The following is a 15,724-nucleotide window of genomic DNA, read 5'->3' on the forward strand; positions in this document are numbered from 1 at the left end:
ATGCTTAAACATCACTTTTGCGCATAACTGCAAACTGGTATCGTGCCTCGCTCCGTGGGGAGTGCGCGGCCGTGCGCGCAGATAAGCTGTTAGCAGCCTGAGAACAGGACCTATATGTACGTATATGACGAGTACGATCAGCGGATCATCGAGGACCGCGTAAAGCAGTTCCGGGATCAGACCCGACGCTATCTGGCAGGTGAGCTGAGCGAAGAAGAGTTCCGCCCCCTGCGCCTGCAAAATGGCCTTTATGTTCAACGCTTTGCCCCGATGCTGCGGGTTGCCGTGCCTTATGGCCAACTCACCTCGCGTCAAGCGCGGATGATGGCCAAGATCGCCCGCGACTACGACAAGGGCTATGCCCACATCAGTACCCGCCAGAACGTGCAGTTCAACTGGCCGGCGCTCGAAGACGTGCCGGACATTCTGCAAGAGCTGGCCACTGTGCAAATGCACGCCATTCAGACCAGCGGCAACTGCTTGCGTAACGTCACCACTGACCAGTTCGCCGGTGTTGCCGCCGATGAATTGATCGACTCACGCCCCTGGTGTGAGATCGTCCGTCAATGGACGACCTTCCACCCCGAATTCGCTTACTTGCCGCGCAAATTCAAAATCGCAATCAACGGTTCTGCTTCAGACCGTGCGGCCATTGAAGTGCACGACATCGGTCTTGAACCGGTGTTCAACGAAGCCGGCGAGCTGGGCTTTCGTGTACTGGTTGGCGGCGGCTTGGGCCGTACGCCGGTGATTGGTTCGTTTATTAACGAATTTTTGCCGTGGCAACACCTGCTCAGCTACCTGGAGTCCATCCTGCGGGTGTACAACCGCTATGGCCGTCGGGACAACAAGTACAAGGCGCGGATCAAGATTCTGGTCAAGGCCCTGACGCCTGAAGTGTTCGCAGAGCGGGTTGAAGCCGAAATGGTTCACCTGCGCGGCGGGTCCACCACCCTGACCGAGGCCGAAGTGCAGCGAATTGCCAAGCACTTTGTCGACCCCGACTACAAGGACTTGCCTGATTTCGGCGCCGAACTGGCAGCGCTCGACGCCCAGCACCCAGGCTTTGCTCGCTGGCGCATCCGCAACACCCTGGCCCACAAAAAGCCGGGCTATGTCGCTGTTACCCTGTCGCTCAAACCGACGGGCGTTGCTCCAGGCGATGTGACAGACAAGCAGTGGGACGGCATTGCCGACATGGCCGATCGCTACAGCTTTGGCCAACTGCGGACCTCTCACGAGCAGAACATCATTCTGGCCGACGTTGAAGAAAGCCAGTTGTTCACCATGTGGGGTGAACTGCGTGAGCAAGGTTTTGCCACGCCAAACATTGGCTTGCTGACCGACATGATCTGCTGCCCGGGCGGGGATTTTTGCTCGCTGGCCAACGCCAAGTCGATCCCGATTGCCGAATCGATCCAGCGCCGCTTTGACGACCTGGATTACCTGTTCGACATTGGTGAGCTTGACCTGAACATTTCCGGTTGCATGAATGCCTGTGGCCACCACCACGTTGGGCACATCGGCATTCTGGGCGTGGATAAAAAAGGTGCCGAGTTCTATCAGGTGTCGCTGGGTGGCAGCGCCAGCCGTGACGCGAGCCTGGGCAAGATCCTGGGTCCTTCGTTCGCTCAGGACGACATGCCGGATGTGATTGAAAAACTGATCGACGTTTACGTTGAAAAACGCAACGAAGACGAGCGCTTTATCGACACCTATCAACGTATTGGCATCGATCCCTTCAAGGAGCGCGTCTATGCAACGAATCATTAAAAACAACGAAGTGATCGATGAAACTTGGCATTTACTGCCAAAAGACACGAACTTCGACGATATCTCTAACTGTGATGACCTGATCGTTCCACTGGCGTTGTGGCGCGAGCACGGCCCGGCGCTCAAGGCCCGCGATGGCGGCCTGGGCGTGTGGCTGGACAGTGACGAAGAGGCCGAAGAACTTGGCAGGGACGTCGCGAACTTTCAGGTCATCGCCCTGAACTTCCCGGCCTTTACTGACGGGCGTAGTTACTCCAACGCCCGTCTGCTGCGAGATCGCTACCACTACAAAGGTGAACTGCGTGCCATTGGTGATGTATTGCGCGATCAGTTGTTCTACCTGTATCGCTGCGGGTTTGATGCCTTTGCTATTCGGGCCGACAAAGACCCGTACGAAGCGCTTGAAGGTTTGAAAGATTTCAGCGTGACGTATCAAGCATCGACCGACGAGCCGCAACCGCTTTTCCGTCGCCGCTGAGCCCTGTGATGGCCCTGGCTGATTCAACCAATGAGTCAGGGCTGCAACACCAGGGCTTGTACGAAATGTTATCAACGCACATAACCGGGCATTGATGCATTGGGTACTGAGCCTAGCCACCACTGGACGTTGAAGGCAGGGCCGGGAACATAAGCTGCGGATACCGCTCAATCTCCTGGCGGGTCAGGCGCGTGACCAACGCCAGTCTGGACTGGTCGTGTACGCCCGCAATCAACTGCGCTTGCGACGCATACTCGTCACTCGACACGCTCTCACGCCCTGTGAAGAGCGTATCCATGTGTTCCTGATGGGGGGTGTCTGAAGCCTTAAAGATATCCGGGTATTTTTTCTCCAAAAAAACCTTCCAAAAATCCCTGGCAATAATATTCGCCGTGAGCGCTTCAGGTGTTTCCTGAGCCATTACATACGCTCGCGCAATCTCTAGCTGCTCTGGCGTCACGTTGGCAGCATTCACAAAGCGCATACTCTTGGGCCTGCTGGGTAAGTTCAGCGTCTCTGCCAAATGAATGTGGTAGTACATCTGCACTTCCAACGGATCGATTTGCGCCAAACGGTTTTCCAGCCACACAGGGCTAAGCCTTTCTGCCAGCGCAAGCGCTTGCGGCGAGCCGAGTCGGTACGCAACCCCCTGGCGTTCTTGTGGCGTCATTTGAGTCACCGGCTTGGCTGAAAAGTCAGGGCTTATCGCATCGCTCAGTTGTTGCAGTTGCTCTACAGCCTCCAAGGACTGGGCGCGTACCTGTGCCATAAGCAGCGCAATAACGGATTCAACATGCTGGTTGAGCAAGTCGATCCTGAATAACCCCCGGGCCAGTTTCAGCAGTTGCTCCTCGGTCTGTGGCCGGTGCTCAGCCATGTAGATTTGTTGTTGCAGCTCAAGATCGGCAAACACCATTGCAATGCCGTCTGAACACGTGCGCGGGTGGGTGCTGACCTCAAACACTCGACCGCGCAAACCGCTGTTTTCATGCATGGCGCTCAGCAGCGTCCAGACGCGCAGGCGTAAATCTTCACGCGCCTGGACAAATTGCGATGACTCACTCAAGTCTTCCAGTACCCGAAAAAAATCCGATGAATACTCGGCCCCGTTCAAGTCCTCCCAGACGACGCGCTGCGCAGCGTTTGGCGCAACCGCCCAATGCTCAATGCCGCGTCGAGGAATGACATGATGACGCGGGATCGAAATCCCAAAACTAATGCCCTGCTCGCGTTGGTAAAGATAGAGACGGCGTAACGAGTCATTGCTCAACGGGTTGTCGTGCAAAAACGTCACACGGTTAATGGCACTGCGTTGGGCGGTTAGCACGTGCGCCGGAACATGAGTGATCGCGTTGTCACGCAAGTCCACTGTTTTAAGCTGCTCAAGCAGCTCAATACCCTCGGGCCACTGCGTAAGGCCCGTATAGCGCACATACAAATACTCAAGCGCTCTCATTTGGCTGACCCGCAACCTGCTACCTAACGGATTGCCCGTGAGGTTGAGTGACTTGAGCTTGGTCAGTGCTGCCAGCTTACTGGCGGCCTGAGGGGTTAATACAAGCTGATTCCCTCTGAGATCCAGATCCAGCAACTCGCTCATTGCGCCAATCGATCCGGGCAGCTCCACCAGTTTGTTTTGCTTGAGCGACAGAACCCGCAACTGGTGGAACTTATCAAGAAAGTGGGGAGGAAACGCCCCGCCCGGTGATTGGCTCAAACTCAACACATTGATATGCGCATAGTCAGCCGACAACGCGGGCAGACAGTCGACGGGCCAGGCATTCAGGTCCAGTTCATAACCGGTATGCCCGCCTATGTGGGCGCTGGGCGTTTGCCGCCGCCAGGCACGTATCAACGCTTGGCTGATGGACCTTTTTACCTGTGCCGACACCTTAAACCGCGGGGCATTGAGCGGCTGACTCCAGACCGTGGAGGTTTCCCACACATGAAGATCATGACGCAGCGTTTCAAGTTCAGCCTTAAGCGCACTTAATGCACGGGCAATCTGCTCAACCGGCAGTCTTAAGCGATGCAGAAACTGCCCGGCCTGCTCATCACTCATTAGGGGGTATAACTCCACAACCTGATGTTTGAGCAACACAGGCTGAACATCAGGCAAAATGCGCCCGGAACGGCCGCCAAGGGTATAACCCACCCGGCCGTCAGCTAAACGCATCGGTGATTTAAACCAGGGTTTAAGGCTATGCATGCCCAATACCTGTGCGCTTCGGTGACGTTCTTCAGCCGCCACACTCGCAATTTTTGCTTTGAGTGAGGCATACGGCTCGTGGATTGTAAGCCCCATCGCTGAACGCTCATTGGCTGACAGCAGCGTCAGAACGCAATTGAACAGTGACGGGGAGCTGTAGATATTGCCCGAAGATGTTCCGAAGTATTCGTAACCCTGCGCACTCTTGAACAGTTCACGCACACGGCGCGCCGTTGCACTGCCTGCACTGTCGAGTTCAAGGCCATTGGCCTTGTCGCGAATGACCAAGCGCAAGTCTGCGGGCCAGCCGGGCAGCCAAGGCAAGGCTTTCCACCCAAGCGCCAGGCTGTCTTCAGTGCTCAAGGCATCGTAAAACAAGCCCTCCAAGGCGCGGTTCAAACGCAGGTTTTGCACGAAATGACGGGCCTCCTCCAGCACCGTCATGGGCAAGCGCTCTTCGCGCTCAAGCAGGCTGACTTGTTCGGCAGTCAAGTGCTCCAGCAACTCCGTGATCACCGCTGCCGACAAACCTGGAAATTGCCGTTTAACGATGCTCCCGGCAGTGCCAAGCGTTTCACCTTGAAGGTAGAGAGATGAAAACACCTCGTTTTTTTGTGCTTGCGTAAAATCTCCCAGGTGTTGAGCCAGCCCTCGAACTTGCAGTTCAAGTGATGACAGCTTTTGACCTAGCAAGCCTTCTATCTGACCCGCCGACAGGCATTCCAGCGTCACCCTCAACAAGTCCCCCTTGGCCACCTGCGATTCAGACACTTGCAGCCGTGGCAGCCTGGAGACCAGATCTTTCCCGTATTCTTTAAACGCCTGGCCATCGTCGCTGACCACGCGCAATACCCGGTCGGCTGGCCAGCCAGGGAGCTGAGGCAATACGTTCAACTGTATGTCCGCATCAGACATGTGCCCGGTCTGGGCACGCTGCATTCGGGCAATGAACGCCTCAATTCTTTCGATCAGTGCCATACGCTTAAGACCATCGGCCAATAAGGCCGGCGTACTCAGGTTATCTATCAGTAACCTGCACAGCACAGCGTCCGAGGTGTTGGTCGCAGCCAAAAGATGATCGGCGGCACGGGCGGATAAAGCCTGCGCGTCTGGCCCCAGGCGGCGAAATAATTGCAGACGAGTCCACTCAAGGGGACGGTCCAGTTCATGGGTCCAGGCACCCATGCCGTTATGTTGCAACTTGGGCCGGTACGCCGTCGGGTCGGTGGGATGGCGCACGGAAAATACCTGCGTTGAAGCCTCTGTGTGCAGGCTATACACCTTGTCATCCAGCTTGATATATGACTGGCCATTACGTGTATAAATGCCCTGCGCGTCCGGCTTGATTCCAGCAAGACCAACACCTTCTACCGCATAAGGCGCCATCTGCGGCTTCCATAGTTTACGTGCGCCGTTTTCAAGTCTGACTGGGACCAGCGCATCCACCCCCGCTGGCGCCTTCAAGGTTTTGCTGGCCGCTGCGGGACCTGCGAGCAACGCCACATTCTGTGCGATATCAAATAAGTAATTAATGGCGGCCACTTTGTCATCGGCCCTCCACGCCTTGATACCCGCGTAGACCTCTTCACCCAGCTGGATAACACTCGCCGCCAATAACACTTCCCCCAACACCGGGACAAAACCCAATGCCAGCCCCAACACACTGATGCCCAGGTTTAAATACGTGGCCTGACGCTCCAGGCGCTCGCGGGTGTCTTGATCTTCCGTGGGCACAATCAATAATCGCGCATCATCTTTGATCCGCTTTAATTGCTGTAGCCACATCACTTCGAAAGGGTCATCGGTTCTGGGGGTGGCGCGTGACTCTGTGAACAACGCAGGTTCATAAATAATCGGCGGGCGCCGCAAGAGCAGTGAGTCCCACGACGCATGTTTATGATGAGTCCGGCGTACAAACTCTGCGCGCTGACTCAGTGGTACGCGTTGTGCAAAATAGTCGGCAAACTCGGGGCGCTTCAACCATTCACGTAAATGCACCTGAAACTCACTGAACGTCTCAAACTCATAGAATGTTTTATCAGGGCATTGGGGAAGATAGACCAAGCAGGGTTGCGTCTGCGACGCGGGCTTTCGCTGCGGCCATAGCACCATGATCCCTGTGACTTCCACTTCCATTAATTCGAATACGCCATAGGCTGGGTTGCCCATGGAAAACACCGATGAAGGGCCCAATAACAGATGAAAACCAAAACTATACGACTCAACACTGATGTCGTTTTTCATGTAGGCCATGTGCAAGGCGCATGAAAATTCATGGCGTAAATTGGCACTGAAGACGCTCTTTATTTTATAGGCCTGTGCCCGAGGGTCCGTGGCGGGCCATGCGTCTTCGACCGGTGTAAAAACACGGTCCAGATGCAACTGATATTGCACGCCCGCATTCAAGTCCCGGCACACGCGCGCAAACTGTTCAGGCGCCAGTTCGCTGTGCACGGTGGGCTGATTATTATTCACCGAATAGATGCACGTTCCCGGATCGAAACCCTCGGCCTGCGTTTCTGAAGGCTCAAAGTTCTGCATGGCTGCCTGCACCAAGCTCTGATACGTCGAGGTCGCGCCCACGTTGATTTCAAGCGACTCAGGCACCCACGACGTGGGGAATAACAGGCGAATAAAGGAGTCAACAACGTTAATGTTTTGCCGCGCAATAAACCCCAACACATTACTCGCCAGATGGACGTGTTTGAGTCCATAGCGCTTGACGTCAATGCTATGCCAACCCTGAGCTGTTAATGCGGTTTTTAGACGCGTTTCTACAAATTGCACCATTGGCGTTACTGTGGCCAGGATACGAGAGACTTCTTTATAGGAGTCGTGTCGTCGCTGCATACTTTCACGCAGTGAATCACGCACATACCCCGGTGCGTTAACAAACCAGGGAGGCAGTAGAGTGGGTATCAACGTTTGATGCTTATTGTCGGCGCGCGTAGTGGCCAGAGTTCTTGACTGATCAGCGACCAACTTTATAGCGGCGCTAGGTGTTATTTCATTCCCGTTAGCCATGACAAAAGCCTGTTTCACATTAGAAACGTCAGCTTAAATACTGGCCTTGCGGCACAGGCGTTACCTATTTAATACCTCGCAGGGGTGATCACGAATAAACCTTAAAGCGTGCGCGACTTATCACCCACTCATGCCAGCGCTCTTTGCCACGCTCTGTCCAAAATGTATCTACGCTCGGTGATGCGGCGTTGAAAACATTGTGGACAGACTGCCGGATGAACCCATCGCGACAGGACCGCAGGCTTACCAGAAACGCTGTTGCGACACACGCTTCCAGACCGAGTCGACCAAGTGTTCCGCCGAGGTGCTGGCTGCCAGCCCAACACGCTCCTGCAAACTTTTACGCTGGGCGTAATGCAGGTGGTAGAGCTGCGCAGTCTGTGCACGCTCGCACAAATACTCATCGCTGGTTTTCAACTCATCCACCAGTTGTTTTTCAACCGCCGCTACGCCTAACCAGACTTCACCTGTGGCCACTTCATCAATCGCCAACTGCGGGCGGTATTGAGACACAAAGTTTTTGAATAACTGGTGGGTGATATCCAAGTCCTGTTGGAATTTTTCCCGACCCTTTTCAGTGTTTTCGCCAAACACTGTGAGTGTTCTCTTGTATTCGCCGGCCGTGAGCACTTCGTAATCAATGTCATGTTTTTTCAACAGACGATTGACGTTGGGCAGTTGAGCGACCACACCGATCGAACCCAGGATGGCAAAAGGTGCGCTGATAATTTTGGCGCCAATGCAGGCCATCATATAGCCGCCACTGGCCGCCACTTTGTCGATACACACCGTGAGAGGGATACCCGCTTGACGAATACGGGCCAGTTGCGAAGACGCCAACCCATAGCTGTGCACCATGCCGCCGCCGCTTTCCAGGCGCAGCACAACTTCGTCGGCCGGGGTGGCCAGGGTCAGCAATGCCGTAATTTCGTGACGCAGGCTTTCAGTGGCAGAAGCTTTGATATCACCGTCGAAATCCAGCACAAAGACACGAGGCTTGTCGTCGGGTTGTTTTTTAAGTTTTTTATCGGCTTTACCTGTCTGCTTGCGTAACGACTTGAGCTGGCCTTTGGACAACAGCGACTGTTCCAGGCGCTCACGCAGGCCTTTGTAGAAGTCATTCATCTTGATGACCTGCAATTGCCCTGTCGAACGACGGCCTTTGCCCCGCAACGCGGCGAGTGCAACCAGGACCACGATGATAGCGACCACCAGGGTCACGGTTTTGGCCAAAAAACTGGCGTACTCGGCTAGAAATTCCACAGACTCTCCTTTAAACGTTACACCCCGTGAATCGCGGGGTGCGTGATGACGCTCAGCATACCGGCGCCAACCTGAGGCTGCCAGCCGCGAAACACCTTGTACGCAGGCGCATCGGGCAATTCAAACGAGCGTATGTTTTTTCATTGACAGCTTCCCGGCTTACTCCTAACCTCGCCAGACTTTCAACGTACCGGGGCATAGCGGACGTGGGCAGCATCTACTTGATAAGACATGGCCAAGCCTCCTTCGGCGCAGACGACTACGACGTGCTGTCGCCGCTGGGCGAGCGACAGGCACAAATAGTCGGCCAGCACCTGGTTGACCTGGGCGTGAGCTTTGACCGCTGTGTATCCGGAGATCTGACGCGCCAGCAAGACACGGCCCGCCATGCGCTGGAGCAGTTCAGCGCCGCCGGGTTAGCCAGGCCCACACTGGAAGTTGACGCAGCCTTCAATGAATTCGATGCATTCGGCGTGCTTAAAGCCTTGCTTCCCGGCTTGTTGCCGGATGAACCCCACGCAGTGGCCGCAATGACCAACGCCGCCCATGACCCGGTCGAATTCCAGCGCATTTTCGATCTGATTGTTGCGCGTTGGCTCAGCGGCACTTGGGACACCCCCGAGCTGGAAAGCTGGCTGGCCTTTGTCGAGCGTGTGCAGGGCGGCCTCAATCGACTGCTCGATCACGCCCATGACACGCAGCACACTATCGCTGTGTTCACCTCCGGCGGCACCATCACCGCCCTGCTTCACCTGTTGACCCGCATTCCCGCCAACGACGCGTTCAAGCTGACCTGGCAAATAGCAAACACCTCGCTCAGTCGCCTCAAGTTTCAAGGCCGCGAGGTGACACTGGCTTCCTTCAACAGTCATGTGCATTTGCAACTGTTGAAGACGCCGTCACTCATCACCTATCGTTGAGCGTCGGCAACCGCGACCCTCGGGTCGCCGTAACCCACCATAAAAGGATCGAACCATGACTTCTGTAGCTGATGCCGTGCAAGCAATGAAAGCCAAATTCAACCCAGCCGCTGCTGCTGGCCTGGACCTGGTGTTTGGCTTTCGCATTGATGACACCAAGAACTTCTCGCTGATCGTTAAAGACAGCACCTGCGAACTGCAAGAAGGCGAAAACCCGGACGCTCAAGTGACTCTGGTGATGGACGGCGAAACCCTGGAAGGCATCGTCAGCGGCGAAACAGACGGCATGCAGGCCTTTATGGGCGGCAAGCTGCGCGCTGAAGGCGACATGATGCTGGCCATGAAACTGAGCGAACTCTTCCCGAGCTAAGCCCAGCGCACCACGAAAAACCGGAGCCCACGCAGCTTCGGTTTTTTTTGCGCTGCGTTTTGTGCAACTGCCATCAGAGACACTGATTACCCCTTAACACCCACGCCTATTAAGGCCGGCATCGACTTGTCGCGAACGGGGTGGCCCATTAGATTAGCGAATGTTGTCTGGCCTTAAAAATAAGCAGAAGAGATAGATATGGCGCTCACCGACTCGTCCACCCGTATCCGCCCTGGCGAAGAACTCGACGTCAGCCAGGTTGATCCGTATCTCAAGGCCCATATTGCAGGGCTCTCTGGCCTGCCGACCATCAGCCAGTTTCCGGGCGGGGCTTCGAATCTGACGTACCTGATCGAGTATCCGGGTGTCGAACTGGTGCTGCGGCGTCCGCCCTTTGGCCACAAAGCCAAATCCGCTCACGACATGGGCCGTGAGTTTCGCCTGCTCAATCATCTCAAGGACGCCTTCCCCTACTGCCCCAAAGCCTACGCCCACTGCACCGATGAGACGCTGATCGGCAGTGAGTTCTATGTGATGGAGCGGGTCAAGGGCATCATTCTGCGTTCCGACCTGCCCCCTGAACTGAACCTCTCCCCTGCGCACACCGGCCAACTGTGCCACCGTTTTATCGACACACTGGTCGAGTTGCACAGCGTCGACTACACGGCCTGTGGGCTGGCCGATCTGGGCAAGCCAGAAGGTTATGTATACCGCCAGATCAGCGGTTGGTGTGATCGTTACGAAAAGGCCCTGACCCCGGATGCCCCGCAGTGGGAAGCGGTCAAGGCCTGGCTCAAGGAAAAAATGCCTGCCGATCATCCGACGCCTGCCATCGTTCACAACGACTACCGCTTTGACAACGTGATCCTCGACCCGCATAACCCGATGCAGATCGTGGGCGTGCTGGATTGGGAACTCACCACACTGGGTGACCCGCTGATGGACCTGGGCAACAGCCTCGCCTATTGGATAGAAGCCGATGATCCACCCGTCGTGCAACGCATGCGACGCCAACCGAGCAATGCTCCCGGCATGTTGACCCGCCGTGAATTCGTTGATTACTACGCACAACGTTCCGGCATTCAGATCGACAACTACGATTTCTATTACATCTACGGTTTGTTCCGCCTGGCAGGCATCGTTCAACAGATCTACTACCGCTACTACCACGGCCAGACTCAAGACAAACGTTTCGCCCCGTTTGTACAGATGAATGCACTGCTGGAGCAGATGAGCCTTAAGGTCATCCGCCAGTCCAGCCTTTAAACCTGCGCTCACCCGGGAATCAGCATGTCCAAAACTCAACTGTTCGACCTTGATGGCAAAATTGCCTTTGTTTCAGGCGCCAGCCGTGGCATCGGCGAAACCATCGCCAAGCTGCTGGCCCAACAAGGCGCCCATGTGATCGTTTCCAGCCGCAAGCTTGAGGGCTGCCAACGGGTAGCGGATGCAATCATCGCGCAAGGTGGTAACGCCACCGCGATTGCTTGCCATATCGGCGACATGGAACAGATCCACCACACCTTCGCGCGCATTCGTGCCGAGTTCGGGCGCCTCGATATTCTGGTCAACAACGCGGCCACCAACCCGCAGTTCTGCAACGTGCTGGACACCGACCTCGGCGCGTTCCAAAAAACCGTCGACGTGAACATTCGCGGCTACTTCTTCATGTCGGTTGAAGGCGGCAAGTTGATGCGTGAACACGGGGGCGGCAGCATCATCAACGTTGCCTCTATCAATGGCGTCTCGCCGGGAGCGTTCCAGGGCGTTTACTCGATGACCAAGGCGGCGGTGATCAACATGACCAAAGTGTTTGCCAAGGAGTGCGCCTCGTTTGGCATTCGCTGCAACGCCTTGCTACCGGGCCTGACCGACACTCAATTCGCCTCGGCGCTGGTCAAAAACGAAGCCATCCTCAAGGGCGTGTTGCAACAGGTGCCACTCAAACGTGTCGCCGAGCCGGATGAAATGGCCGGCGCGGTGCTGTATCTGGCCAGCGCTGCTTCCACCTACACCACCGGCATTTCATTGAATGTGGATGGCGGGTTTTTATCCTGAGACCAAATCAATAATTTAGTTCTACTTATTGCAAATTCGAAATATTTATTCCATTAATGGCCTTCCCTGAACATAAGAATTCAAAGGAAGTGGCTATGCGTTCACTTGGAATAGGCTTGATCGGCACCGGATTTATGGGACGCGCGCATGCGCTGGCGTTTCGCAACGTCAGTGCAGCCTTCGAGTTACCGGTGAAACTGCACCTGGCGGCGCTGGCGGATGCCGACGCTGAACGGGCCCGACACTGTGCTGGCGCATGGGGCTTTGCTCAGGCCCACAGCGACTGGCAGCAATTGATCGCCAACCCCGACGTGGACCTGGTGGCCATCACCACCCCCAACCACTTGCACTTCCCGATGGCGATGGCAGCGATTGCGGCAGGCAAAGCCGTGTACTGCGAAAAGCCCTTGGCCGTGAGCCTGCAACAGGCCGATGAAATGCGCCAGGCAGCCAAGGCCGCCGGTGTCGTAACACGCGTGGGTTATAACTATCAGCACAACCCGATGCTGGTGCTGGCCCGCGACATGATTGCGCGTGGCGATCTGGGTCGCATCGTCAGCTTTGAGGGTGAATTCAGTGAAGACTTCATGGCCGATCCGGCCGCGCCCTGGTCATGGCGCTGCGAGCCGGGGCATGCTGGCGGGGCACTGGCCGATTTGGGCAGCCACCTGTTGGCCCTGGCGCGCTATCTGCTGGGCGACATTGAAGCGGTGTGCGCCGACAGCCTGACCGTGCACCCGCAGCGTCCCGCACACACGGGCAGTCATGAGCAAAAAAGCATCCGCGTCGACGACCAGACCCATGCCTTGCTGCGCTTCAGTCAGGGCGCGCGCGGCACCTTGAGCAGCAGTTGGCTCAAACACGGCTACAAAAATCACCTCAGTTTTGAAATCAGTGGCACGCGCGGCACGCTCAAATTCGATCAGGAGCGCTTGAACGAACTTCAACTGTGCTTAGAGGGACAATCGGGCTTCGAACGTTTGCTGTCAGGGCCAACACTGCCGGGATACGCGGCTTTCAGTCCGGCGGCAGGCCACCAATTGGGCTACAACGAGTTAAAAACCCTGGAAGTGCACGCGGTGATTCAAGCCTGCGCCGGGCTGCCCGCGCCCGGCCCCGACTTCGAAGAAGCCTGGCACGTAGAACGCCTGGCCGATGCCATTCGCGTGGCGGCGCTGGAGCAGCGCTGGGTCCCGCTCTGAGAACTCGCCAAATGATCGCAAAACCGATGACCGTAGTGTCTTTCAGGCACCCCGTTGAATGGATTTACGGCCGCTTCGCGGCCGGACGCAGCCTCGCATTACTCGTCAGCGACTACACCGAGTTTGGCGTAGCCGTTGCCGCAGGCGACGTCCGATTGCGAAGCGGTCGGTAAATCCACTGACTGTGACGTTGAATGGATTTACGGTCGCTTCGCGCCCGGACGCAGCCTCGCATTACTCGTCAGCGACTACACCGAGTTGGGCGTAGCAGTTGCCGCAGGCGACGTCCGATTGCGAAGCGATCGTTAACCCGCTGACTGTGACGTTGAATGGTTCTACGACTGCTTCGCGCCCGGACGCAGCCTCGCATTACTCGTCAGCGACTACACGTTCAGAGTGTCAATGGTTTTGCGACCGCTTCGCAGCCTCGCACCACTCGTCAGCGACTACAGGTTATACGGCGCGCTGACGGCCATCAGGCACCGCTCGGCTTCCCGTACGATGTCATCGATGACCTGCTGGCAACTCTTCAACTCGCCAATCGCTGCCGCCACTTGCCCGCTGGGCAAAATCCCTTCATCCGGCAGGCCGTCCACCATTGAGCGCTGTAGCAACACCGGTTGATTGGCCGCCATGACGGTTTGCGACAACGCGCCTGGGTCTTCTTTGAGCGACTGGGCAAACACACTGAGCATATGCCGCACACTCATGCCCGTCTGTTGCTTCCAGTGCCAGGCGCTGCCCAGGGCAATGCGCAAGCGACCCAACGCACTGGCCCGCTCCAGGCGATTGATGAATGCGTTTTCAATCAGGCGGTGACGCATGCCGTCCACCGCGGTGGTTACCCGGATCTGCTGCGGGTCTGTGACCTTGACGTAGCGCTCCAGCGTGGCAAGCGGGGTGGGCGATTCGCGGGTCATCAAAAAACGCGTGCCCATTGCAACCCCGGCAGCCCCACTGGCCAATACCCCGGCCAGCCCACGCCCTGTGGAATAACCGCCCGCGGCAATCACGGGCACCTGCACCGCATCCAGCACTTGAGGCAATAAAATCGTACTTGGCACGCCGCCGGTATGACCACCGCCTTCGCCCCCTTGCACGGTGATCAGGTCAGCCCCCAGCTCAACCGCTTTGATTGCATGCTTGAGTGCGCCCACCGTGGGAATGCACAACACCCCGGCTTTTTTAAAGCGCTCGATGGTTCGGGCATCAGGCCCGCGACCATAGCTGACGGCGCGCAGCCGATAAGCAATGGCCAGGTCAATACACTGCGCGGCGTTTTCTTGAAACATATGAAAATTGAGCCCGAAGTTGCTCCCGCCCGTGGCTTCAATCACCCGCTTGATCTCGGCTTCCAGTTGCCGGGGTGCAAGGGTCGCACCGGCCAAAAATCCGAAGGCGCCCGCCTGGCTGCTGGCAATCACCAAATTGGCATCGGCGACCCACCCCATAGCGGTCTGCACGATGGGATAGCGGCAGCCCAATGCCACGGTCAACGCCGTGTTCAAGTACGCACTCATCCCCGTTCCCCCGCCGCTGCCTTGTTAGCCTGGGCCATAGCTTTGGCATCAAAACCGCCGAGTTTGTCGCCCGAGAGCAATTCATTGTGGCTGTGGGCAAAGTGATGCCAGGCAAACGCCGCGTCCATTGCCGAGCGTTTGCCTTGCAAGTCTTCAACGTGGTTGATCGCCTGCTTGGTCAACGCCAGCCCCATGCGCGGTTGCCTGGCGATGGCAGCCGCGAGGGCGTACGTCCCGGCTTGCAGCTCTTGGCGGCTGAACAGGCGATTGACCATGCCCATTTGGTAAGCGCGCCCGGCATCCATGCGATCACCGGTAAACAGAAACTCCTTGGCAATGCGCGGATTCAACTCATAAGGGTGCGCAAAGTACTCAACCCCCGGTATCCCCATGCGCACCACCGGGTCCTGGAAAAACGCATCGTCACTGGCCACGATCAAATCGCAGACCCAGGCCAGCATCAGGCCACCCGCAATGCACGCACCCTGCACCATCGCGATGGTCGGTTTGGGCAGTTCGCGCCAGCGTCGGCACATGCCCAGGTACACCTCCTGCTCACGCGCATACAGGTATTCACCCCCGGGCTTGTTGGTGTGGTCCCACCACAAGTGCGCACGTTCAAAGGGTTTGTTGATGTCGCGCCCCGGTGTACCAATGTCATGGCCCGCCGAGAAATGCTTGCCATTGGCGCGTAACACAATGACTTTGACCTCGTCGTCATTCACCGCCCGCCTGAAAGCCTCGTCCAGTGCGTAGGTCATTTGCGAATTTTGCGCGTTGTTTACCGTCGGCCGGTTCAGCGTCACGCTCGCGATGCCGTCGGCGACGCTATACAGCACCGGTTCTTCGGTTTCATACACAGCGCCATCCACGCGCTGCACAAATTCAGGGTCGCGGCTCATAGAGT

Annotated in this window: 11 protein-coding genes; 7 read left to right on the forward strand and 4 right to left on the reverse strand. The window is 56.7% G+C overall.

Features of this window, described 5'->3' with window-relative positions:
• Window positions 1–114 precede the first annotated feature (114 nt).
• Both ACP7A4_RS11100 and ACP7A4_RS11105 read left to right on the forward strand, forming a co-directional pair.
• Window positions 115–1,773 (forward strand): nitrite/sulfite reductase, encoded by a 1,659-nt coding sequence (locus ACP7A4_RS11100; RefSeq protein WP_059761984.1) that lies wholly within the window; start codon window positions 115–117, stop codon window positions 1,771–1,773.
• Complete coding sequence (locus tag ACP7A4_RS11105) at window positions 1,757–2,251, forward strand: DUF934 domain-containing protein (RefSeq protein WP_426246815.1); 495 nt, start codon at window positions 1,757–1,759, stop codon at window positions 2,249–2,251. The genes ACP7A4_RS11100 and ACP7A4_RS11105 overlap by 17 nt, the downstream gene beginning before the upstream one ends.
• Window positions 2,252–2,363: 112 nt before the next feature.
• Here the strand turns inward: ACP7A4_RS11105 and ACP7A4_RS11110 are convergent, their stop codons facing one another.
• Together ACP7A4_RS11110 and sohB are read right to left on the reverse strand one after the other, a co-directional pair.
• Complete coding sequence (locus tag ACP7A4_RS11110) at window positions 2,364–7,310, reverse strand: NEL-type E3 ubiquitin ligase domain-containing protein (RefSeq protein ID WP_426246817.1); 4,947 nt, start codon at window positions 7,308–7,310, stop codon at window positions 2,364–2,366.
• A 417-nt stretch (window positions 7,311–7,727) separates the two neighbouring features.
• The gene (gene sohB, locus ACP7A4_RS11115) at window positions 7,728–8,747 is read right to left on the reverse strand and encodes a protease SohB (protein WP_059761987.1); all 1,020 of its coding nucleotides are present in this window, start codon (window positions 8,745–8,747) and stop codon (window positions 7,728–7,730) included.
• A gap of 206 nt (window positions 8,748–8,953) precedes the next feature.
• On the opposite strand from sohB, the gene ACP7A4_RS11120 reads away from it, so the two are divergent.
• The 5 genes from ACP7A4_RS11120 (at window position 8,954) to ACP7A4_RS11140 (ending at window position 13,297) form a co-directional block, all read left to right on the forward strand.
• Window positions 8,954–9,667 (forward strand): histidine phosphatase family protein, encoded by a 714-nt coding sequence (locus ACP7A4_RS11120; RefSeq protein WP_426246819.1) that lies wholly within the window; start codon window positions 8,954–8,956, stop codon window positions 9,665–9,667.
• A 55-nt stretch (window positions 9,668–9,722) separates the two neighbouring features.
• Window positions 9,723–10,037 carry an SCP2 sterol-binding domain-containing protein gene (locus ACP7A4_RS11125; RefSeq protein WP_003182883.1) on the forward strand — a complete coding sequence of 105 codons (315 nt, stop codon included), beginning with the start codon at window positions 9,723–9,725 and terminating at the stop codon, window positions 10,035–10,037.
• A gap of 198 nt (window positions 10,038–10,235) precedes the next feature.
• Entirely contained in the window at window positions 10,236–11,303 is a 1,068-nt protein-coding gene (locus tag ACP7A4_RS11130; RefSeq protein WP_203303471.1) for a phosphotransferase family protein, read from the forward strand.
• A gap of 24 nt (window positions 11,304–11,327) precedes the next feature.
• Complete coding sequence (locus tag ACP7A4_RS11135) at window positions 11,328–12,095, forward strand: SDR family oxidoreductase (RefSeq protein ID WP_426246822.1); 768 nt, start codon at window positions 11,328–11,330, stop codon at window positions 12,093–12,095.
• A 95-nt stretch (window positions 12,096–12,190) separates the two neighbouring features.
• On the forward strand, window positions 12,191–13,297 hold the full coding sequence (locus ACP7A4_RS11140) for a Gfo/Idh/MocA family protein (RefSeq protein WP_059761991.1): 1,107 nt from the start codon (window positions 12,191–12,193) through the stop codon (window positions 13,295–13,297).
• 446 nt (window positions 13,298–13,743) lie between these two features.
• Here ACP7A4_RS11140 and ACP7A4_RS11145 read toward each other — a convergent pair whose 3' ends face one another.
• Together ACP7A4_RS11145 and ACP7A4_RS11150 are read right to left on the reverse strand one after the other, a co-directional pair.
• Window positions 13,744–14,817, reverse strand: a complete 1,074-nt coding sequence (locus ACP7A4_RS11145) for an NAD(P)H-dependent flavin oxidoreductase (RefSeq protein ID WP_426246824.1) — start codon at window positions 14,815–14,817, stop codon at window positions 13,744–13,746.
• Entirely contained in the window at window positions 14,814–15,719 is a 906-nt protein-coding gene (locus ACP7A4_RS11150) for an enoyl-CoA hydratase (protein ID WP_426246826.1), read from the reverse strand. The genes ACP7A4_RS11145 and ACP7A4_RS11150 overlap by 4 nt, the downstream gene beginning before the upstream one ends.
• Window positions 15,720–15,724 lie beyond the last annotated feature (5 nt).

The sequence above is a fragment of the Pseudomonas sp. TWR3-1-1 genome, assembly GCF_049896545.1.
In the GTDB taxonomy this organism is placed as follows: domain Bacteria; phylum Pseudomonadota; class Gammaproteobacteria; order Pseudomonadales; family Pseudomonadaceae; genus Aquipseudomonas; species Aquipseudomonas weihenstephanensis.